At 34.1% G+C, this 20,213-nt stretch carries 20 protein-coding genes; 13 read left to right on the forward strand and 7 right to left on the reverse strand.

The features are described from left to right. Positions 1-114 precede the first annotated feature (114 nt). Entirely contained in the window at positions 115-1,008 is an 894-nt protein-coding gene (locus tag K1X16_RS12030) for an outer membrane beta-barrel protein (protein ID WP_225036426.1), read from the forward strand. Between the two features lie 70 nt (positions 1,009-1,078). On the opposite strand, the gene K1X16_RS12035 is transcribed toward K1X16_RS12030, so the two are convergent. The 4 genes from K1X16_RS12035 to K1X16_RS12050 all read right to left on the reverse strand — a co-directional run bounded on the left by K1X16_RS12035 (position 1,079) and on the right by K1X16_RS12050 (position 5,343). After that, the gene (locus K1X16_RS12035; protein ID WP_225036428.1) at positions 1,079-2,083 is read right to left on the reverse strand and encodes an LLM class flavin-dependent oxidoreductase; all 1,005 of its coding nucleotides are present in this window, start codon (positions 2,081-2,083) and stop codon (positions 1,079-1,081) included. 300 nt (positions 2,084-2,383) lie between these two features. Beyond that, positions 2,384-2,548, reverse strand: a complete 165-nt coding sequence (locus K1X16_RS12040; protein ID WP_195871876.1) for an adenylosuccinate synthetase — start codon at positions 2,546-2,548, stop codon at positions 2,384-2,386. Between the two features lie 114 nt (positions 2,549-2,662). Next, positions 2,663-4,501, reverse strand: a complete 1,839-nt coding sequence (locus tag K1X16_RS12045) for a cation:proton antiporter (protein ID WP_195871877.1) — start codon at positions 4,499-4,501, stop codon at positions 2,663-2,665. 221 nt (positions 4,502-4,722) lie between these two features. Next, the gene (locus K1X16_RS12050; RefSeq protein WP_225036430.1) at positions 4,723-5,343 is read right to left on the reverse strand and encodes a MarC family protein; all 621 of its coding nucleotides are present in this window, start codon (positions 5,341-5,343) and stop codon (positions 4,723-4,725) included. A gap of 172 nt (positions 5,344-5,515) precedes the next feature. On the opposite strand from K1X16_RS12050, the gene K1X16_RS12055 reads away from it, so the two are divergent. From K1X16_RS12055 to K1X16_RS12105, 11 genes are all read left to right on the forward strand, one after another. After that, positions 5,516-6,436 carry a glutaminase gene (locus K1X16_RS12055; RefSeq protein WP_195871879.1) on the forward strand — a complete coding sequence of 307 codons (921 nt, stop codon included), beginning with the start codon at positions 5,516-5,518 and terminating at the stop codon, positions 6,434-6,436. Positions 6,437-6,620: 184 nt separating this feature from the next. Continuing rightward, complete coding sequence (locus K1X16_RS12060; RefSeq protein ID WP_195871962.1) at positions 6,621-7,205, forward strand: TetR/AcrR family transcriptional regulator; 585 nt, start codon at positions 6,621-6,623, stop codon at positions 7,203-7,205. Position 7,206: 1 nt separating this feature from the next. Further along, complete coding sequence (locus K1X16_RS12065; RefSeq protein ID WP_225036431.1) at positions 7,207-7,875, forward strand: NAD(P)H-binding protein; 669 nt, start codon at positions 7,207-7,209, stop codon at positions 7,873-7,875. Positions 7,876-7,884: 9 nt separating this feature from the next. Beyond that, positions 7,885-8,517, forward strand: a complete 633-nt coding sequence (locus tag K1X16_RS12070) for an NAD(P)H-dependent oxidoreductase (RefSeq protein WP_195871881.1) — start codon at positions 7,885-7,887, stop codon at positions 8,515-8,517. Between the two features lie 12 nt (positions 8,518-8,529). Further along, positions 8,530-9,528: an NADP-dependent oxidoreductase gene (locus K1X16_RS12075; protein WP_225036433.1), complete on the forward strand. Its 999-nt coding sequence runs from the start codon at positions 8,530-8,532 to the stop codon at positions 9,526-9,528. A gap of 58 nt (positions 9,529-9,586) precedes the next feature. Then, entirely contained in the window at positions 9,587-10,747 is a 1,161-nt protein-coding gene (locus K1X16_RS12080; RefSeq protein ID WP_195871883.1) for an iron-containing alcohol dehydrogenase, read from the forward strand. A gap of 98 nt (positions 10,748-10,845) precedes the next feature. Beyond that, positions 10,846-11,643, forward strand: coding sequence for a type 1 glutamine amidotransferase domain-containing protein (locus K1X16_RS12085; RefSeq protein ID WP_225036438.1), 798 nt, complete (start codon positions 10,846-10,848; stop codon positions 11,641-11,643). 215 nt (positions 11,644-11,858) lie between these two features. Beyond that, the gene (locus K1X16_RS12090; protein ID WP_225036440.1) at positions 11,859-12,794 is read left to right on the forward strand and encodes a DUF302 domain-containing protein; all 936 of its coding nucleotides are present in this window, start codon (positions 11,859-11,861) and stop codon (positions 12,792-12,794) included. Between the two features lie 260 nt (positions 12,795-13,054). Next, complete coding sequence (locus tag K1X16_RS12095) at positions 13,055-13,696, forward strand: thiamine phosphate synthase (RefSeq protein ID WP_225036448.1); 642 nt, start codon at positions 13,055-13,057, stop codon at positions 13,694-13,696. A 51-nt stretch (positions 13,697-13,747) separates the two neighbouring features. Continuing rightward, complete coding sequence (locus K1X16_RS12100) at positions 13,748-14,650, forward strand: EamA family transporter (RefSeq protein ID WP_195871887.1); 903 nt, start codon at positions 13,748-13,750, stop codon at positions 14,648-14,650. A gap of 527 nt (positions 14,651-15,177) precedes the next feature. Beyond that, the gene (locus tag K1X16_RS12105) at positions 15,178-15,699 is read left to right on the forward strand and encodes a 5' nucleotidase, NT5C type (protein ID WP_225036450.1); all 522 of its coding nucleotides are present in this window, start codon (positions 15,178-15,180) and stop codon (positions 15,697-15,699) included. A 203-nt stretch (positions 15,700-15,902) separates the two neighbouring features. Here the strand turns inward: K1X16_RS12105 and K1X16_RS12110 are convergent, their stop codons facing one another. Then, positions 15,903-16,103, reverse strand: coding sequence for a CsbD family protein (locus K1X16_RS12110; protein WP_225036452.1), 201 nt, complete (start codon positions 16,101-16,103; stop codon positions 15,903-15,905). Between the two features lie 131 nt (positions 16,104-16,234). On the opposite strand from K1X16_RS12110, the gene K1X16_RS12115 reads away from it, so the two are divergent. Continuing rightward, positions 16,235-17,575, forward strand: coding sequence for an exonuclease domain-containing protein (locus K1X16_RS12115; RefSeq protein WP_225036454.1), 1,341 nt, complete (start codon positions 16,235-16,237; stop codon positions 17,573-17,575). A 90-nt stretch (positions 17,576-17,665) separates the two neighbouring features. Here K1X16_RS12115 and K1X16_RS12120 read toward each other — a convergent pair whose 3' ends face one another. Beyond that, complete coding sequence (locus K1X16_RS12120; RefSeq protein ID WP_195871892.1) at positions 17,666-18,190, reverse strand: hypothetical protein; 525 nt, start codon at positions 18,188-18,190, stop codon at positions 17,666-17,668. A 205-nt stretch (positions 18,191-18,395) separates the two neighbouring features. Next, complete coding sequence (locus tag K1X16_RS12125) at positions 18,396-20,153, reverse strand: transcriptional regulator (RefSeq protein ID WP_225036456.1); 1,758 nt, start codon at positions 20,151-20,153, stop codon at positions 18,396-18,398. Between the last annotated feature and the right edge of the window lie 60 nt (positions 20,154-20,213).

Consider the following 20,213-nt stretch of genomic DNA (forward strand, 5'->3'; position numbering starts at 1 on the left):
AAAACATGAACAATTAAGTTAAGCTTAACAGCAAAAAACATATAATAAAGTACCTTTGTTTCATTGTTATTTGAAGTCTAAATCTTCACTTATTTTTAATCCAAATCTTTTATTATGAAACATTCAATTATAGTAGTTTTAGCGCTATTATTAAGCTTAACGTCTTATGCACAATTTCAAGTTTCGGCTAGTGGTGGCTATGCCATAGGCAGTGCCGGAATGAAAATTGGTGAAATACAAACTGTAAATAAAACCGAAAACACCTATGGTAGTTACGGTGAAGGTTTAAACACACAAATACGAGGAACGTATTTCTTTAATGATACGTTTGGTGCCGATTTAAGTTTAGGGTATTTACATGGTGATGATCAAACCGTATCAGAAATTAATGCACCAGGTGTTGAGGTTGATGCTGTTGCTAGAGCCCGTGCTTTTGGTGCTGCTCTGTCTTTAGTTTATAAATTTAATAATAATGTATATGGCCGTTTAGGGGCTTTAGTAAAGTTAGGAGGAAAAACGGAAGCTGTTGCTTATCAAAATATGGTCATGTCTGATGATCAAGCTGCAGGATTATCACAAGCCTACGGAACAGATATTCCTTCTGGATCTAGCTTTGAAACGAATTTTGTAGAAGACTATCATGGTCAATTCCCCTTAGGGTTCGTTGCTGCTATTGGTTATGAATATCCAATAAGTACTAATTTTAGTGTTTTTGCTGAAGCTGAATATTATGGTATTAGTTTGAAACGTAAAGATTCTGAAATTGTAGAATTTAATACTGATATTGTAAGACCTGATGGAACAACTGCAGTACAAGGGTTTTATTCTTTAAATAACTTACCTGAAGGTACCAATAGAACGACGACTTATGTTGATGAGATTGCACCAGAAGATAATTATGAGGGCTCGTCAAAAGAATTAGCAGTAAAAGTACCGTATTCTTCTTTCGGGATTAACTTTGGAATTACATATAAATTTAAAAGCGCTAGTGCAGCCACTACGAGATAATACGCTTAGCTTATAATTTAAAAAAAACTCCTAATACTATACATATTGGGAGTTTTTTTATGTGTTATTCTTAATTTAACTCATCCATAATTTCGGCAAACAATTTATAAGACCGAATTCTGTCATTTATATCATATAAATGCGTGACTGCAATAAGTTCGTCTGCTTTAGTTTGTTCTAAAAACTCTTTAACCTGTGCTTTTACTTTAGATTTACTACCAATAAATGAATACTTCAACATTTGGTGGACTTGCGGATTTCTCATAATATCTCTCAAGTCTTCCGTCATGTCTGTTGGAGGTTGCACTTTTGCGCGTCTGCCTGTAAAAATGCCTACAACCATGCGGATTAATGAGGTAGCTAGGCGTTCGGCTTCTTCGTCTGTGTCTGCAATAATGATGTTTACGCCAGCCATAACGTAGGGTTTTTCTATAACTTCTGACCGTTGAAATTCGTTGCGATAAATAGTTATAGCATCCCATAAATGTGTGGTTGCAAAATGACTAGCAAAAGCATAGGGTAGTCCTTTTTTTGCTGCTAAATGCGCACTATCCGTACTAGACCCTAAAATATAAATAGGTACCTCTACTCCTTCGGCTACGGTTGCACGTACCTTGGCGTCTTCATTTTTTGAAGAAAAAAAGGTTTGTATTTTATTAACTTCATTTGGAAACGAATGTGCGGCTTGCATAAAGTCTGAACGAATGGCTTCTGCCGTTTCTCTATCTGTTCCTGGAGCTCGTCCTAACCCTAAATCAATACGATTAGGATATAGCGCGCCTAGCGTACCAAATTGTTCTGCTATAATTAACGGAGAATGGTTAGGTAACATTATGCCACCTGAACCTACATGTATTGTTTTAGTGCCTTGCGCTACGTAGCCAATAAGTACCGACGTTGCACTACTTCCTATGTTTTCAGCATTATGATGTTCTGCTAACCAAAATCGCTTATAACCAAAACGCTCAGCTTGTTGTGCTAATTTTAAAGCGTTATTAAAAGTCTGTTTTAGTGTTTGTCCCTCAGAGACTAAGGCTAAGTCTAAAATAGAATATTTTATTTGTTTAGGATTCATAAATATATTCAAGTAAAAAAATTGGGTTAAAACGATAAATTTACAACAACATAGTCGATTTATTTAGTAAATATTTACAATACCATTCGAAATACTATTGTTTCTGTAGGTATTATTGGACTCTATTTTTAAAGTGTTTTAGTGTTTATAATACCGCAGACGACTAGGTGATTTTATTCTGATTTGGTGGGTTCCTGCCTTCGTAGGAATGACAGGTGATATTGAATGCGCTTTTGGATTCAATTGGATCAGTGAATTCTTGGTTTTGCAGTAATTACAAGTGTTCTCTGTGGTACTATGTTACTTTTTCTTTCTCCAAACAAAGTAACTGATAATAAGCAATATAGGTAACACAATAAAAACGATCACATCAAACGGACTTGAAAAATCGATCCCTGAGTTTTGCCCTGGATTTGGTGTTCCTGAGGGTATTTGTGCAAGTAATTTGGTATATGTTGTTAGCATGTTCTTTAATTAACGGATTAAATGTTTTAATTCTTCAAGTTAAAGAATTTCAACTAAAAAACCGTGAATATTATGTTAAGCTAATGCGATCAACGGATTAAAACTAGCTCAATCTTATTGGGGATGATCTCTTTTAAAATCTTCGTTCAGCAGTTTTTCTTGTTGTTCTAATTCTTGCTTGGCTTTAAAAATATAGTTGGCATCACGATTAGGCTCACTAGCTAAACGTCTTAAGCTTTCTTCGTCGTATTTAATAAAATTTTCAACTTGTTTCTTTAAAGCTTCTTTTTTAAATCCGACTTTAGTGAGTACATCAGTAGCCATTGTTAGAGACGTTTCTAAGGTTTCGCGATAAATATTATCTATACCTAAATTGACCAATTCATAGGCATCATATCTATTTCTTGCTCTAATCATGAGTTCTACATGTGGATATTTTTCTTTTACGCGTTTGGTAATTTGATACGCTGCATCTGGATTGTCAATAGCACAAATTAAAATTTTAGCATTCGCAATTCCTGCAGATTCTAATAAATCGAGACGTGTGGCATCTCCATAATATACTTCGAATCCCATTTTTCTTAAAAAATCGACCCGATTGGAGTCGTGATCTAATATTGTAGCTTCCACATCGTGCGACCTTAAAAAGCGACCAACGGTATTTCCAAAACTGCCAAAACCCACTAGTATAATTTTTCCATCTTTTTTATGGTCTGTATCCATTGGTCTTTCAACAGATTCTTTTGTGCCTATTCGCGGTAAGATTAGTCGCTCGTTAATCATCCCAATAATTGGTGTAATGGCCATAGTTAAGGCTGTAATAACAAGCATAATATCGAGTTGTTCTTGTTCTAGAATGTTAGATTGAAACGCAAAGGATAAGACAACAAAAGCAAACTCACCAACTTGTGATAAACTGAAGGTTAGTATTAAATTTTGATCAATTTTTAGTTTAAAAATGAGGCCTGTAATAAATAACACAAATGCTTTTATAGCGATAACGGCAATTAAAATACCTCCAATGGTTAATGGGCTGTTCGCAATAACAATAAAGTTAATAGATGCACCAACAGCCAAAAAGAACAAACCTAACATGAGGTTTTTAAAGGGTTCTAAGGTACTTTCTAATTCGTGTTTAAATTCACTATTTGATAGCACGACTCCACCTAAAAACGCTCCTAAAGCTGGACTCAACCCTACATATTCCATTAAAAATGAAATTCCAAAAACGATTAAAAATGCGGCTGCGATTAGAAGCTCTCTAACTCCAGATTTCACGACTTTACGTAACATTGGCACAATTAAATAACGACCTGCGACAATAATTAAAGCTACAGACAGTATAATGGCAAGCGTTTGCAATCCTATTGGTAAACTATCTAACAGATTCACCTGTTCGCCATGATTATTATGCGATGATACGTTTTCTGATGCTGATGCCGATAATAACGGAATAGCACCAATCATAAAAATGACTATAATATCTTGAAACAATAAAATAGAAAAGGCCGAAGTTCCAGATGTTGTGGCCATTAAGCCTTTTTCTTTAATAGTTTGTAGTACAATAGCTGTAGAAGATAAAGCAACAGCCATAGAAATGACAAGCGCCACTATAGAGTCGTAACCAAACGAGGTAAAGCATACATAAGACAAGAGCATTGTAGCGGCGACTTGAATGCCTCCCATACCTAAAATGGTCTTACGCATGTTCCAAAAATTCTTGGGTTCAATTTCTAGACCTATTAAGAATAGCATAATCACCACTCCAAACTCAGCAAAATGCATAATGTCTTGGCCTTCTTCTCCAATAACTCCTAATAGATACGGACCAATTAAAATGCCTGCGAACAGGTAACCTAATACAGAACTTAGACCTAGTCGCTTGGCAATAGACACACATATTACAGCTGCTGCTAATAACATTATAGCTTCAAAAAGTAAGCTTCCAGTCATAATATATTTAAGGTATTTATATTGTGCTCTGCTTCTATTGTGGAGATTTACAGCGGCGTCAATATGTGGTTATTTTCGAATGTAGACGAAAAATAAATAGAAATCCTTAAATATTAAATATAATTAATGAAAAAATAAATTGAACGATTATTAGGTGAGTAGATGAGCATTAACGAAATACTTCGATTTTTATCGCGAGTAAATACTAGGCATAATTACTTTTATGACATTAAACTAAACGAAATCTTAATCCCTTGAATCACCATACCTGTACCAATAATGGCGATGATTAAACCCATGAGTTTACCTATTACAGAGATGACATTATTTCCAACAATTTTAACCACATAACTACTCAAACTAAAGGTGACGTACGTAATGATGCTCATGGATCCAAAAATGGCAATCACTAAAAATATTTTTAAAGGCTCGACATTGGCAACAAAATTCATTGCCGTAACAATAGTTCCTGGTCCTGCTAAAATTGGAATAGCAAGTGGAGAGATCGCTATGTTTTCGTCTTCATCTACATTTTTTATGTTTTTTACATTAGATTTTTTAGACTGTAACATCTCAAAACCTATGAAAAAAATTAATATGCCTCCTGTGATTTTAAATGCTGGAATACTGATATTGAATAATTCGAATATAAACTTACCAAGAAGAATGAATACGGTTACTATAATAAAGGCAATTATATTAGCACGCTTGTTAATGTCCTGCTTGGTTTTTCTATCGTCTCCCTGTGTAAGTGATAAAAAAACAGTCATGTTTGAGATGGGGTTAGTAATAGCAAAAAAACCCGTAAATACAGTGATTGAAAACGTTATTAGGTTATCCATTTTATTAAAAAAATTAATCGCGCAAGAACTTAAATTATCACAATATAAACAAAGTAATTAAGATTTATTTGTAGCACAGTAAAAATTGAAAAAATGACAGGTGCTTTTTACTATTTATTTGCTTTACATAAATATATTTTCTTATTATTACATTATATCGCAATATAACGAGATGAACTTCAGCTATAAAAATATTCTAGAAAACGCCTATCATGAAATTCAACAAAAGGACAATGATGGTAAAATAGCGACCTACATTCCTGAATTAGCCCATGTAGCGCCGTCAAAATTTGGTGCTCATATGACTTGTTTAGATGGTACAAGTTTAGGAATCGGCGATCATATAGAGAAATTTTCAATACAAAGTATCGCTAAAGTATTGTCACTAACCTTAGCATACAAGTTAGTTGGTGAGACGCTATGGGAACGTGTAGATGTGGAACCATCGGGTACTAAATTCGACTCTTTATTGTTGCTAGAAACCTATAAAGGAGTTCCTCGTAATCCGTTTATAAACTCTGGTGCCATTGTGATTTGCGATATATTAATTTCGCAATTGGATAATGCAAAAGAAGCATTTCTTCATTTTGTACGCGATTTAAGCGATTTACCAAACCTTACCTACTCCGATAAAATAGCAGATTCTGAGAAACGTACAGGCTTTAGAAACGTCGCGCTGTGTAATTTTATAAAGTCCTTAGGAAATATTAAAAACGATCCTGATGACGTCCTCGACTTTTATTTTGATATGTGTTCGCTTGAAATGACATGCCAGCAACTTTCACACACTTTTATGTTTTTAGCGAATGATGGTTGTAAAGTATCAGATGGAAAACCAATTATTACCGTAAATAAATCTAAACGAATCAATGCCTTAATGTTAACATGTGGTTTCTATGATGAATCGGGAGAGTTTGCCTTTAGAGTTGGGTTACCTGGTAAAAGTGGTGTTGGTGGTGGCATTGTGGCGTTATATCCAGATAATTATACCATAGCCGTTTGGAGTCCATTGCTTAACGAACATGGTAATTCTTGTAAAGCGATGAAATTACTTGAAGAAGTGACAACACATTCAGAAATGAGTATTTTTTAAACTGGGTATTTGTACCGGTTACTACTATAAGTAAGATTAATTCTCCAATTATCCCCTAGCTGAGCGCTTAGACGAATTACTTTAAGGCCATTTAAATTTTTCAAAATTTGAGAAGTATAAACCTTTGTTAAAAAAAAGAATGAACGTTCATTTTTATCGTATATTTGCATCAGAATTAAACACAATGGCAAAACTTCAGAAAAGTATAGACAAACGTAATGCACTGGTTAAGGCAACCATAGAATTGGTTAACAACAACGGATTTCATGCGACACCCATGAGTAAAATTGCTAAAATGGCTAAGGTGTCACCAGCAACGATTTACTTATACTTCGAAAACAAACAAGATTTAGTGAATCAAACTTATATAGATGTTAAGGCTGAGTATACCAACTATGCTTTCGCCAATTTTGAGCCTAATATGCCAATTGAAGCGGGATTTGAATTAATTTGGAAACGTATCGCTGATTTTAAACTCAACGAATGCGAGCATGCTATGTTTTTAGCACAGTGTGATAATACTCCCATAATAGATGAGGAAAGTAGACAGGAAGGTATAAAACACCTACAGCCACTACTCGATCTGTGGGAACGCGGAAAAAAAGAAGGTATTATAAAACCAATGACCAACTACATGTTGTACGCCTACTCTATTAATCCACTATCATTTTTAATGATGTCAGAAAAAAGAGGTGTTCTAAAATTAGATCAATCGCAATTAAATGATGCTTACCAATCGGCTTGGAGCAGTATCAAAATGTGTCATTAAGATGAAAAAGACAGCCATCATATTAGGCGCAACTGGTTTAACCGGGAGCCTATTGCTTCAAAAATTAATTGATGATGATAGTTATGGTCATATCCTATTGTTTTCGCGTTCTAAAATTGAAAACCTACCTAGTAATGTCACGCAATTTATAGGTGACCTTTTAACGTTAGAAGATTTCAAGTCGCAATTTATAGCCGATGAAGTTTATTGTTGTATTGGTACAACAGCGAAGAAAACTCCAGATAAAAATCTATATAAAAAGATTGATTATGGAATTCCTGTAACAGCTGCAAAGCTCGCCAAGGAAAATAATATAAATACGTTTTTAGTGATCTCAGCAATGGGAGCTAATAAAAACAGTAAGGTTTTTTATAATAAAACGAAAGGCGAAATGGAAGACGCTGTATTAGCACAACATATAAAAAACACTTTTATTTTAAGACCCTCACTAATTGGTGGTAATCGTAAAGAAAGTCGACTATTGGAAAACATAGGTCTAGCTATATTTAGGATTATTCAACCCTTATTTATAGGAAAGTTGAAGCAATATAAAATTATTGAAACAGAAGACATTGCTCAAGCAATGATCAACTTAGCAAAGAATTCAATTCGTGCTGAAGTCATTTTGACTTCAGACGAAATAAAACAAATTTCAAAAACAATTAAGTAAAAAAATCATATGGAATTATTAGATAAATTAAATTGGAGATATGCGGCTAAAGCCATGAATGGTGAAAAAGTAGCAGAAGATAAAATAGAACGCATTTTAGAAGCAGCACGTTTAGCACCAACATCAAGCGGTTTACAACCATTTGAAATTATCATGATTAAAAATCAAGATGTAAAAGAAAAAATTAAACCAGTTGCTTGGAACCAATCGGTAATTACAGACTGCTCTCACCTACTCGTCTTTGCAGCTTGGGATACGTATACGGAAGATCGAATTAATTACATGTTCGATTTAACCAATGAGATCCGTGGTTTTAAAAATGAAGGTTGGGAAAATTACCGACAAATGTTATTGAGCTCGTATCCACAAAAAGATGCCGAAGAAAATTTTAATCACGCTGCCAAACAAGCCTATATCGCTTTTTCACAAGCCTTAGCAGCTGCTGCTTTTGAAGGTGTTGATGCCACTCCAATCGAAGGTTTTGATCCCGCCGCTGTAGATGAAATTTTAGGGTTAAGAGAAAAAGGCTTACGTAGCGCCGTATTATTACCACTTGGCTACAGAAAAGAAGATAAAGATTGGTTAGTAAACCTTGTAAAAGTGAGAAAACCAATGGAAGAACTAGTATCAGTAATTGACTAAAAACATTAAATTATGACAAAGACCATTTTATTAAAAAATAGACCAGAAGGAAAGCCTTCAATATCAGATTTCGAATTTATATCAGAGGAAATTGATACCGCATTAGCTAAAGGAGAATTACTATTAGAAACCAAATATGTTTCTGTAGATCCTTATTTAAGAGGACGTATGAGTGATGCTAAATCGTATGTGCCACCATTTCAACTCAATAAACCGATTCAGTCTGGTGTCGTTGCAAAAGTACTTGAATCTAAAAATGACAAATTTGCATCCGGAGATTATGTTTCTGGGATGTTAAATTGGCAAACACAACAAATTTCACATGGCGAAGGTCTCACAAAAGTAGATCCGTCTAAAGCTCCATTATCTGCCTATTTAGGTATTCTTGGTATGACAGGTTTAACAGCTTACACAGGATTAACTCAAATCGGAAAACCTAAAGCAGGAGAAACCTTAGTTGTATCTGGAGCAGCTGGTGCTGTTGGTTCTGTTGTAGGACAAATTGGAAAAATACTGGGACTTAAGGTTATTGGTATTGCAGGTACAGATGAAAAAATAGAGCTTCTTAAAAGTAAGTTCGGTTTTGATGCTGGTATCAATTATAAGACAACAAAAGATATGAAAGCTGCCATTGCAGAAGCGGCACCAAATGGCGTAGATATCTATTTTGATAATGTCGGTGGACCGATCTCAGATGCTGTATTAGTTAACATTAATAGATTAGCACGAATTATTGTATGTGGAGCGATTTCGGTGTATAATAACACAGAAGTACCAAAAAGTTTAAGCGTACAACCGTTCTTAGTCAAAAATAGTGCTTTAATGCAAGGCTTTATTGTTTCTAATTATACAGATAAATTTCCTGAAGCGATTGAACAATTATCAAATTGGTTAGCACAAGATAAATTGACCTATTCTGAAACTATTGTAGAAGGTTTCGATAATATTCCACAAGCATTCATCGATTTATTTGATGGTAAAAACAAAGGAAAAATGGTAGTAGAGGTTTAAAACCGATTTGTTACTACTTTGAAGAATAGAAATTAATGAAATTATAAAATAAAGAATTATGAACAATTTTGAATTTAAAAACCCTACCAAAATCATTTTTGGAAAGGACACGATAGAAAAACTAGAAAACGAAATCCCTAAAGACGCTAAAGTATTATTGCTTTACGGCGGAGGAAGTATTAAGAAAAATGGCATTTACGATCAGGTAAAAACAGCTTTGTCTAAAGTAGATGTTGTAGAGTTTGGCGGTATTCCGGCAAATCCAGAATACGCTAAATTACTAGAGGCTTTAAAAGTAATAAAAGACGAAAATATTACGTATTTATTAGCCGTTGGTGGTGGGTCTGTCATTGATGGGACTAAGTTTTTATCAGCTGCAGCTTTATATGAAGGTGATACTCCTTGGGATATTTTAACCCAAAACATTAGAACTGAAAAAGGAATGCCTTTTGGAACGATTTTAACCTTGCCAGCAACTGGTTCTGAAATGAATTCAGGTTCGGTTATTACAAGAGCAGAAACCAAAGAAAAATTAGCTATGGGAGGGCCAGGATTATTTCCTGAGTTCTCCATATTAGACCCTCAGGTGATTACCTCTATTCCAGAACGTCAATTGGCCAATGGATTAATGGATTCATTCACCCATGTTTTAGAGCAATATATGACGTATCCAATTGGAGCGCTGTTGCAAGATCGTTTTGCTGAAAGCATTTTACAAACCATTATTGAAGTGGCTCCAAAAGTATTAAAAGACCCAACAGATTATAAAGCAGCGTCTAATTTTATGTGGAGTTGTACGATGGCCTTAAACGGATTAATCCAAAAAGGAGTGCCTACGGATTGGGCTGTGCATGCGATGGGACATGAGTTAACGGCGTTATTTGGAATAGATCACGCGCGTACTTTGGCCATAATTGCACCAAGCCATTACAAATTTAATTTTGAAGCAAAAAAGGAAAAATTAGCACAATACGCAGAACGTGTTTGGAATATAACCGAAGGTAGCATAGACGATAAAGCGTACGCGGCTATTGAAAAAACAACTGAATTTTTCCATGAATTAGGTATTAAGACGAAACTATCGGAGTATACAGAAGATTATGAAGGTACAGCTGAAGAAATAGCAAAACGTTTTACGGATCGTGGATGGAAAACCTTAGGTGAGCATCAATCATTGTCTCCAGATAAAGTAGAAAAAATTGTAAAAATGGCTTACTAATTTTAAACTAAATGTCAGTTCGAGTATCCCGGCTTTTCCGTCGGGATGTATCGAGAACAGCTTTTTTAACACTCAAACTGATAATAGAAATTACAAAAATGAAAACACTGCAAACCGTAGTAGTAATTCTATCATTAATTACAGCGTCAAGTTGTAAAAAACATAACGTTTCTGAAACCGTTTCAGAAGCAAAAAAAGAATTAAAAACAGAAAAGAAAATGAAGGTATTATTTGTATTAACATCTCACGATAAATTAGGAGATACAGGAAAGAAAACAGGATTTTGGGTTGAAGAATTCGCAAGTCCTTATTACACCTTATTAGATAAAGGCGCGGCTATAACAATAGCAACCCCTAAAGGAGGTGCTGCACCAATAGACCCAAGTAGTGATTCGCCAGATGCAGCAACTGAAGCTACTGAACGTTTTAATAAGGACGCAGAAGCCAAAAATAAAATAGCAAACACTAAAGTTTTAGCAGCTATGAATCCAGATGATTTTGATGCTGTATTTTATCCAGGAGGTCATGGTCCTTTATGGGATTTAACTAATGATGCTAATTCAGTAGCATTAATTGAAAAGTTCGATCGCCAAAATAAACCTATTGCTTTTGTTTGTCATGCACCAGCAGTTTTAAAAGACGTGAAAAATGAAGACGGTTCAGCCTTAGTAAAAGGTAAACAAGTGACTGGTTTTTCTAATTCTGAAGAAGCTGCAGTGGGTTTAACAGAAGTTGTGCCGTTATTATTAGAAGATATGCTTATTGAAAACGGAGCTTTATATTCAAATGCCGACCAATGGGCGCCTTATGCCGTACAAGATGGTAACCTTATTACTGGGCAAAATCCTGCATCGTCAGAGTTAGTTGCAGAAAAATTATTAGAAACATTAAAATAATCAATTCCCTAAGTTGATTAATAGCGAGAAGCCTGTATAACTTTATGTTTGCAGGCTTTTTATATTTAAAACAGGGATGCTTTTACTTTAAAAAAGTTATTTTTAGTGATAGCATGACATCAGTTTGATTATAGTCAATTTTAAAATGTATTGCGATAATAATAGTGATTGTTCTTGAATATATTGGGTACAAAGAAAACAGTAAAGCAAAAAACATGAAACCAAAAACATTAACTTCAATCTTATTCAGCGCATTATTATTATTATTAGTCTCAGCCTGTAAAGATAATAATGACAACGAGCGGTATCTAATTAACAATACACCAGACACAGCTGGTATTGGATATATAGAAACCAGCGATGCACCTGCTGACATATATACCACTATTATTTCTAATTTAAACTCTAATGATAATATTGGTATTGTTGCAGAAGTCAACCACTCTGAAAACGCACAAAATGTTGGCTTATCTTTAGATTTTACAAAAACAGTATATTTTGGAAATCCGGCTTTAGGAACTCCCGTGATGCAGAATAATATTGAAGCCGGATTAGATCTTCCTCAGCGAATTACGGTTTATAGAGATGAAGATGGAGATACCGTTGTTACATATAATTCTATAGATTATATAATTAATAGGCATAATTTGGGAAATTTATCAACTACAACTATGATTGCAGATGCACTTTCAAATATCGTAAGCACTGCAACCACTAAAGAAGTGATTTTAAATGCTGTAAATACCCAACAAACTGATGGAATTATGTCCGTAACAAGTACTACCGATTTCGATAGCACTTATAATTCGATTATATCAACTTTAAACGGTTTAGACAATATTACTATAATGGCAGAATTAGATCACCAGGCCAATGCCCAAAGTGTTGATATGGATTTGATGCCTGCTAAACTTATAATTTTCGGAAATCCGGAATTAGGAACACCATTGATGTCAGCGTCAAAAACGACAGCCTTAGAATTACCTCAAAAAATGTTAGTTTATGAAGACAGCAACGGAGAGGTGAAAATTTTATACAACGATCCCTTTTATATAGCTGAAAGACATGATATTGATACTAATGACGAAACCCTAACAACGATTTCTCAAGCCTTACAAAATATAGCAGCTTCTGGAGCTTCAGCAGACTAAAAGCAATATACCTTTTGATCCAAGCTATAGTATTAAAAACAGAACTCTTCAAATTAAACCAGCCTATTTATTTCGACGTTACAGGGAAAAAGCTGGTAAAAGTTTGATATTGAAATTTTAGAAATTTCATATGCCTATAAATTTTTTATAGGCTTTTTGTTTTAGTCCTATTTCAATTCAAAATTATTGATCTACACCACTAAACATTTGTATTTTTGCGCCGCATTTAATGAGCAGGCTTATTATTAAGATACCATAACATGATTATATCTAAATTACATTACATATCTCAAGGAAACACTCCTGAAGATCACCTTAAAAATATTCAAAGTGCATGTACATCTGGTATCGAGTTAGTACAATTGCATTTAACTGATGTTCCGGAGGCTAAATATTTAGAGATTGCCAAAGCGGCTAGAGATATCACGTTTCATTTTCAAACCCGATTAATCATCAATGGGAATTATAAAATAGCTAAAGTCGTAAAAGCCGAAGGTGTACATTTAGAAAAATCAGACCTATGCCCTACTGAAATCAGACCACATTTACATACCTGGCAAATTATTGGTGCCACAGCAAACACCTTAGAAGATTGTGAAGCATTACTTGTTAAAGACATCGATTATATTACGTTAGAACCTTTTAGAACATCAACGAAAGATAGTTCAACTATCACTTTAGGTATAGAAGGCTATACCGCTATTAATAATGCATTAATATCAGAAACGCCAATTATAGGTTGTGGTCATATTACTACAGATGATGTCACAGATATATTAGAAACTGGTATTTCTGGGATTGCGGTTTCTGAGGCCATCACTCAAAATTTCGACAGCATAAAACAATTCAATCTGTTACTAAAAGCATCTGCAACCGGAGAGATCCGTCACACGTTTAATTAAACTAACATTGACTTCTTCGCAACAATAAACTACTTCTAAATCGTGTCCGATATGTGGATTTATTTAGGCTTATTAGCCGCCCTTTTTTTAGGCTTACACAACTTATGTAAAAAACATGCCGTACAGGGCAATGAGGTGTTTCCTGTGCTTTTTGGTACTGTTTTTTCTGGTTTTTTAGTGCTATTACCGCTCTATTTAGGTTCTATTTTTTTTGAAGAACAACTTATAAAAATGCAGTTGTATATTTCAGAGATATCGTGGCAAGTTCATGGATTTATTGCAATAAAATCAGCTATCATGGCAAGTTCATGGATATTGGCTTATCAGGCCTTAAAGCATTTGCCTATAACTATTGTTACACCTATTCGATCTGCTGGGCCGTTTTTCACCTTTATCGGTGCGATTTTAATTTACCAAGAGCAACCTAATACATTTCAGTGGCTTGGTTTCTTCCTTATTATTTTTTCGGTGTTATTATATTCAAAAATCGGCAAGAAAGAAGGCATCATCTTTAAACGCAACAAATGGATTCTTGCTATTATTGCCGCTACGTTTTTAGGTGCTTCAAGTGGTTTGTATGATAAGTTTTTAATTCAGAATTTATCTTTAACTCCGCAAACCTTACAATTTTGGTTTTGCTTTTATACCGTTTTAATACTATTTATTATTTTATCCATAACCTGGTTTCCTTTTCCAGAAAAACGAAAAGCCTTCACGTTTCGTTGGACCATTATTGCTGTTGGTGTGTTGTTAGTCGCTGCAGATTACTTCTACTTTAAAGCTTTGCAAGATCCTGATGCTTTAATTATGTTGTTGTCTGCCGTAAAACGAAGTCAGATTCTAATTGCTGTGGTTGTCGGTGGTTTAATTTTTAAGGAACAAAATAAGCGTAAAAAATTAGTGCCGCTTACTGGCATTATGATTGGAGTCTTTTTAATCTTGTACGCCACCTAAAGTGATCTAGTCTCACCACACTGTATTAAAACACTTCGCTTTAAGCAAATCCATCAAGAATTTATGCGTCCAAGTCAATAGTCGTAAGTCTTTATTTTTAAATTGAATCAAACCTTAAAAAAGAAAGACTTATGAATAAAGAAAGCAAACAAAACCAGTACAATTCAGATATTACAGAAGAAGACAAAAAAAACCTTAGGTGACAAATCTGGGAATTTAAGACAAGACAATGGAGATGATGAAATTCTTAAAAAACGAGAAAATGAGCCCGATTTTGCTGCTAAGAATTTAGATATTCCTGGTGGACGTAACGCAAGACCAATTACAAATGATAGACATTCTGATGAAGAAAACCGTCATCACAGTCTTGGTAGCGATCATAATGAGAATCTTGAGTTAGATATTGAAAATAATAAGGACAAATGATAACACGGCATTAAATTTAGTGTAACATTAAATTATCATTAAAACTACTTTTATTATTTGGCTCTAAACTTCATTTTCTGGAACTTTACAAAAAAAATGCAATGACAATATTTGTAGATATGGATGATGTGTTAGCCGATACGTATGGCAAACACATAGAGTTATATAATAAAGAACACCAACAAGAATTACACATCAATCATATTACGTCTGGCGAAATGTGGCAAAATGTGCCCGAAGTTCATCACGATAGTATTAGAAAGCACGCTTTACAACCTGGATTTTTTAGAGATCTAGCTCCTATAAAAGATAGTATATTAGTTATGGAGGCTCTTTACAATAAACATGAAGTGTATATTGCAACTGCGGCCACACAATTTCCAAACTCATTAACAGAAAAAAGCGAGTGGTTAGATGAGCACATGCCCTTCATTACTTGGCAACATCGTATAATGTGTGGCGATAAATTTATTTTAAATGGTGACTTACTCATTGACGATAGAACCTATAATTTAGAAAAATTTGAAGGTGACACGTTATTATTTAACTCACCTCACAATGTTGAAGATACAGGCTATAAAAGAGTAGCGACTTGGGAAGAAATTGCCTCACTTTTGTTATAAATGCTATTATTGTAGACAGTAAGGAGTACTTTTAAAAAGAAGCAAAAGCCCTCGAAGCATTGAGTGAAACGTGGTTTTGAATCACATAAAAAAAGATCGCAACATTGTAAAAGAGATTAGGAAGAACGCATAGTTAACTTAAAGAATACACATAAAAAAAATCCCGATTAACTCGGGATTTTTATTCTATAAATAAAGGCGTTTTAATACTTTATGTCATTTAAAAACTCATTTACACGTTCTTTAGATTCACCTGTACGTTTCTGAATTTTTCCAACGATTTCATCTTCCTTACCTTCTGCATAATCTAAATCATCATCGGTAAGTTCGCCCCATTTTTGTTTTAGTTTTCCTTTCGCAATATTCCAATTGCCTTTTGCTTTATCTTGCCATGGTTTATCCATAATTTCTATAGTTTTTAAGTTGTTGAAGTAAACCGCTTTGATTTACTATTATAAAAGTAAGAGAAACTACAGTGAGTTATTGACGCTAAACATTTAGTTATTGATGCAAATAACCACAATAAAAAGTTAATATGATTTATACTATTATCGACGTTGAAACCACAGGGCAAAGTAATCGCATCACAGAAATTTCCATATTTAAATACGATGGCAATACTGTAATAGATGAGTTCACTTCTTTAGTCAACCCAGAAACTTACATTCCTCAGCATATTACTGCCCTGACAGGTATTGATGACCATATGGTTGCAGACGCTCCACGTTTTGAAGAGGTGGCACAAGATATTTTGAGCATAACTGAACATACTATTTTTGTAGCTCACAACGTCAACTTTGATTATAAGGTTATTAATGGTGAATTTCAGCGTATTGGTTTAGAATTCACACGAAAAAAATTGTGTACGGTTCGATTATCTCGACGATTATTACCAGGACACCGGTCGTATAGTTTAGGGAAACTATGTAAAGCCTTAGATATTAATTTGGTCGGAAGACACCGAGCCAGAGGTGATGCAGAAGCGACCGTCATTTTATTCGAATTGTTATTGCAGCAAACTAAAGCTTCTGAAGTATTTAACGAATTTCTAAATAAGAATTCTAGAGAAGCAACCTTGCCTCCTAACCTACCAAAAGCCACTTTTGAAGCCTTGCCACATGCTGCAGGTATTTATTACTTTAAAGATAAAAAAGGGAAAATCATTTACGTTGGAAAAGCTAAAGATCTCAAAAAGCGTGTATTAAGTCATTTTTACAGCAAGATTAAAAAGTCCCAAGACATGGTAAGAGAAACCGCAGATATCGATTTTGAGGTTTCAGGAAGTGAACTTATTGCCTTATTAATGGAAGATGCAGCTATTAAGCATCATTTTCCGACTTATAATAAATTATCCAAACGAACGGTTCAAACGTTTGCTATTTTCTCGTATGAAGATCGAAAAGGAATTTTACACTTAGCCAGCAATAAAGGCCGTTTGGTACCGAATCCTATTATTACGTTTTTCAATATTAGAGATTTACGGTCTTACGTAGAAAAGGTTTGTGCTAAATTTAATTTATGTCCTAAGTACTGCCATTTACAAGAGTCCGTTTCAGAGTGTTCTCATTATAGTATTCAAAACTGTAAAGGAATTTGCAGAGATGAAGAATCTGTAGAAAGTTACAATAACCGTGTTCTTGAAGCTATTCACGACATGTCTAATCAAAAGGACGATATCATCTTAAAAGAAAAAGGAAGGCAAGCTAATGAAACTGCTTTTGTAATGATTAAAGACGGATCTTATTTAGGATATGGTTTTATTGATAATGATGAACAAGTGAATCATTTAGATGATTTCATTACGTATCTTATTCCACAAAAAGATAGTCTAGATATTCAGAAAATCTTACGACCTTATATTTTAAAAGTGTCATAACGACAAGACAGCTATCACTTGGTTTTTTTCTGAAAAGAGAAAACAGTACAAAATGTACTGCTTTCAATTTAGAAAAATAAGTGGCATATACTAAATCGTTAGGGAAATAGATTTATGTTTATTTTCCTTTTTTAAATCTATTGTATATGTGATTTCTGAGCCTTTATCATGATCATAGCTAACGTTACAAGTACTATAATGAAAAGCCCAACCTGGATAATCTTTAGCCAATTGGTTACTTATTTTTACAGGAAGTCTTACATCTTCATAATATTCCTCTGAGTTTAGAATAATACCGTGAGTATTATAAACTGCAGTAATACGATTTTCGTTAGACTGAAAATTAACCGTATACGTTATAGACTTATTTTTGCTGTACACTGGATCTTTAGTGACATCAAAATCTGCAGCTACTTTCTGTAATTTTTTAATACAGATAGCCAAAGGTTGAGCAGCTTCAACTTCTAAATTTAAATAATTTTCATTTGAAATAGAACTGCTGCTTGACGTAAACTTTTCGTCATTTAACTGAGTGGTCGCCATTGCTAGGTCGTGTTGTGCTGTACTAAGGTTGGTTAGTCCTAAAAAAATTAAACCAAAAAGACATGTTTTCATGAGTGATACGGTTTTAGAGTTATACTTAATAATTAAAATGGTTAAAGCTTTTTCTACAGAAATATGGAGTTTAAGTAGAACACAGCTAATGTATAACCTAAGTCGGAATCCACCGTATAATAGGAATAGACCACTAATGTACAAGCGATAGACATTTAATAGACAACAAATCAAGGTGTGTCTTAAGTGCTTGTTGTATAAGTGTTTATAAGTTTTGAATAAAGAAATCTAAATCGGTGTCTTCAGAGAGGTTTAATTTTTTTCGTAAGCGATAACGACTTGTGTTTAGGGATGCCAAAGTGATATTTTGAAGGGTAGCAATACTTCGACTTTCAATTTTTAAGCGAATTAAAGAGCATAGTCTAATTTCGTTTTTACTTAAATTAGGATAACGTTTTGTAAGCTCACTATAAAAGGTATCACTCAATTTATCTAAGCGTTCAAAAAACTCTTGTGTATCGCCATCCACACTTATTTTATTAGAAATAGCGGTATCCAATTCATTAATTAAAACAGCACGATCTGCCGAACTAGCTTGTTTAATCACTTCCAATTGTTCAGCAAGTGATTTAGCCCAGTCCTGATCTTGCGTTAATTTAATAGCAAAATCTGACAAGTCGCGCTCCTTAGATTTTATTTCTGAATTAAGCTGTTCTACTTTTAATGCTGAATTCTCAAGTTTTTGCTCTGCCAGCAGTTGCTTATTTTTTGCATTGGTAAGATGTTGCCTCCTACTGATAATAAGCGTAACCAAAAGGATGATAAAAATAGACGACAATAGCCCTATAAACCAAAGTTTAGTTCGTTGGCTTTTTATCATATTCTCTTTTTGAATACGGTCTATTTTAAAATTCAATTCAATTTTGTCTATGGTAATGTCATTTAATTCCTCTTGCCACTTTTTGTCTGCATAATTAGAAATTTCTTGTAAGCTATCAGAAACATGTGTTATTAGCCGTGCTGTATCATAAGCCTCCGAAATGTTGTTTTGAGTGCGTAGTAATAGTTCTTTTGCTTTCAGAAATTCTAATTTTGAGCTGGTGGTTACATTAGCTTTGGTTTCATTAAAATCTACAATAGCTTCCAACGCTTTAAAATTTTGTTGTGCAGCATTTAATTGATTTAAATGGGTTTGAGTTGAGACGAGTTGTGCACCAGCGCTAATTAATCTAGGGATATCCTTTGCTAACGTTTTTTCATTAATAGCCGTTTTAAAAAACTTAAAATTTTCCTCATAAAGTGGCAGCGCATCGTCGTAAGATTGTTGTTCTGTATATATGTCAGCAATATTATCGCGTATGCTCCCATTTAGTGTATGCTTGGGGAATTTAGCTTGTGTTAAAGCATAAGCGCGCTTAAAAAAGTACATTGCGGAATCGAGGTCTTTTTTGTGCCAATAAAAAAATAGTCCGTAATTGTTTATGGATGACGGATGATAGATGTAATTTAAGTTTTTACTAAATGCTATATTGGTTTTGTGTTGTAGTGCCGCACTATCTAATAGACCGAGTTTCGCATAGCTTTCAGCGAGTATGCTTCTAGCATAGCTACGCATTTCCAAAAAGCCTTCGCGCTCTATAGAGGTAAGCTCGTTTTCGTGAGTTTCATAATACCTAAAAAAGTCGAGATACGATTTTATCGATTCTTTTGGAAACCCCACTTCTCTAAACCAATTTCCAGAATGTAAATAACTATCTAAAACAAATTTAGTATGACCTTCTATATGATTTAATACATCTAAACGTTTAAAATGCAGTGACAAGTATTTCTGCATTTCTGCATCAGAAAAGGAAGCACGTCGAAACGTTCGTATAGCGTTATCCGGAAATGCAATGGCCATAGAATCACTTATCTGTTCATATTGTCTAAAAGCGGTTTCACTAGTAGGCATGGTGATTTGCGACCATAATTGAGGAATAGCAATTATGAAAACAAATAAGAACGATGTATAATACTTAAGCATTAATTATCAAAAGGTTAGACAGGTTTAAATATACTTATTTTTTAAGAATATGTAATAGGT

Source organism: Winogradskyella sp. SM1960 (assembly GCF_020179375.1).
Lineage (GTDB): Bacteria > Bacteroidota > Bacteroidia > Flavobacteriales > Flavobacteriaceae > Winogradskyella > Winogradskyella marina.

What these genes read in the sequence shown, in the direction of transcription:
- K1X16_RS12030 (WP_225036426.1), top strand. Translation starts at nt 115, where the DNA reads ATGAAACATTCAATTATAGTAGTTTTAGCGCTATTATTAAGCTTAACG.
- K1X16_RS12035 (WP_225036428.1), bottom strand. Translation starts at nt 2,083, where the DNA reads ATGAATCCTAAACAAATAAAATATTCTATTTTAGACTTAGCCTTAGTC.
- K1X16_RS12040 (WP_195871876.1), bottom strand. Translation starts at nt 2,548, where the DNA reads ATGCTAACAACATATACCAAATTACTTGCACAAATACCCTCAGGAACA.
- K1X16_RS12045 (WP_195871877.1), bottom strand. Translation starts at nt 4,501, where the DNA reads ATGACTGGAAGCTTACTTTTTGAAGCTATAATGTTATTAGCAGCAGCT.
- K1X16_RS12050 (WP_225036430.1), bottom strand. Translation starts at nt 5,343, where the DNA reads ATGGATAACCTAATAACGTTTTCAATCACTGTATTTACGGGTTTTTTT.
- K1X16_RS12055 (WP_195871879.1), top strand. Translation starts at nt 5,516, where the DNA reads ATGAACTTCAGCTATAAAAATATTCTAGAAAACGCCTATCATGAAATT.
- K1X16_RS12060 (WP_195871962.1), top strand. Translation starts at nt 6,621, where the DNA reads ATGGCAAAACTTCAGAAAAGTATAGACAAACGTAATGCACTGGTTAAG.
- K1X16_RS12065 (WP_225036431.1), top strand. Translation starts at nt 7,207, where the DNA reads ATGAAAAAGACAGCCATCATATTAGGCGCAACTGGTTTAACCGGGAGC.
- K1X16_RS12070 (WP_195871881.1), top strand. Translation starts at nt 7,885, where the DNA reads ATGGAATTATTAGATAAATTAAATTGGAGATATGCGGCTAAAGCCATG.
- K1X16_RS12075 (WP_225036433.1), top strand. Translation starts at nt 8,530, where the DNA reads ATGACAAAGACCATTTTATTAAAAAATAGACCAGAAGGAAAGCCTTCA.
- K1X16_RS12080 (WP_195871883.1), top strand. Translation starts at nt 9,587, where the DNA reads ATGAACAATTTTGAATTTAAAAACCCTACCAAAATCATTTTTGGAAAG.
- K1X16_RS12085 (WP_225036438.1), top strand. Translation starts at nt 10,846, where the DNA reads ATGAAAACACTGCAAACCGTAGTAGTAATTCTATCATTAATTACAGCG.
- K1X16_RS12090 (WP_225036440.1), top strand. Translation starts at nt 11,859, where the DNA reads ATGAAACCAAAAACATTAACTTCAATCTTATTCAGCGCATTATTATTA.
- K1X16_RS12095 (WP_225036448.1), top strand. Translation starts at nt 13,055, where the DNA reads ATGATTATATCTAAATTACATTACATATCTCAAGGAAACACTCCTGAA.
- K1X16_RS12100 (WP_195871887.1), top strand. Translation starts at nt 13,748, where the DNA reads ATGTGGATTTATTTAGGCTTATTAGCCGCCCTTTTTTTAGGCTTACAC.
- K1X16_RS12105 (WP_225036450.1), top strand. Translation starts at nt 15,178, where the DNA reads ATGACAATATTTGTAGATATGGATGATGTGTTAGCCGATACGTATGGC.
- K1X16_RS12110 (WP_225036452.1), bottom strand. Translation starts at nt 16,103, where the DNA reads ATGGATAAACCATGGCAAGATAAAGCAAAAGGCAATTGGAATATTGCG.
- K1X16_RS12115 (WP_225036454.1), top strand. Translation starts at nt 16,235, where the DNA reads ATGATTTATACTATTATCGACGTTGAAACCACAGGGCAAAGTAATCGC.
- K1X16_RS12120 (WP_195871892.1), bottom strand. Translation starts at nt 18,190, where the DNA reads ATGAAAACATGTCTTTTTGGTTTAATTTTTTTAGGACTAACCAACCTT.
- K1X16_RS12125 (WP_225036456.1), bottom strand. Translation starts at nt 20,153, where the DNA reads ATGCTTAAGTATTATACATCGTTCTTATTTGTTTTCATAATTGCTATT.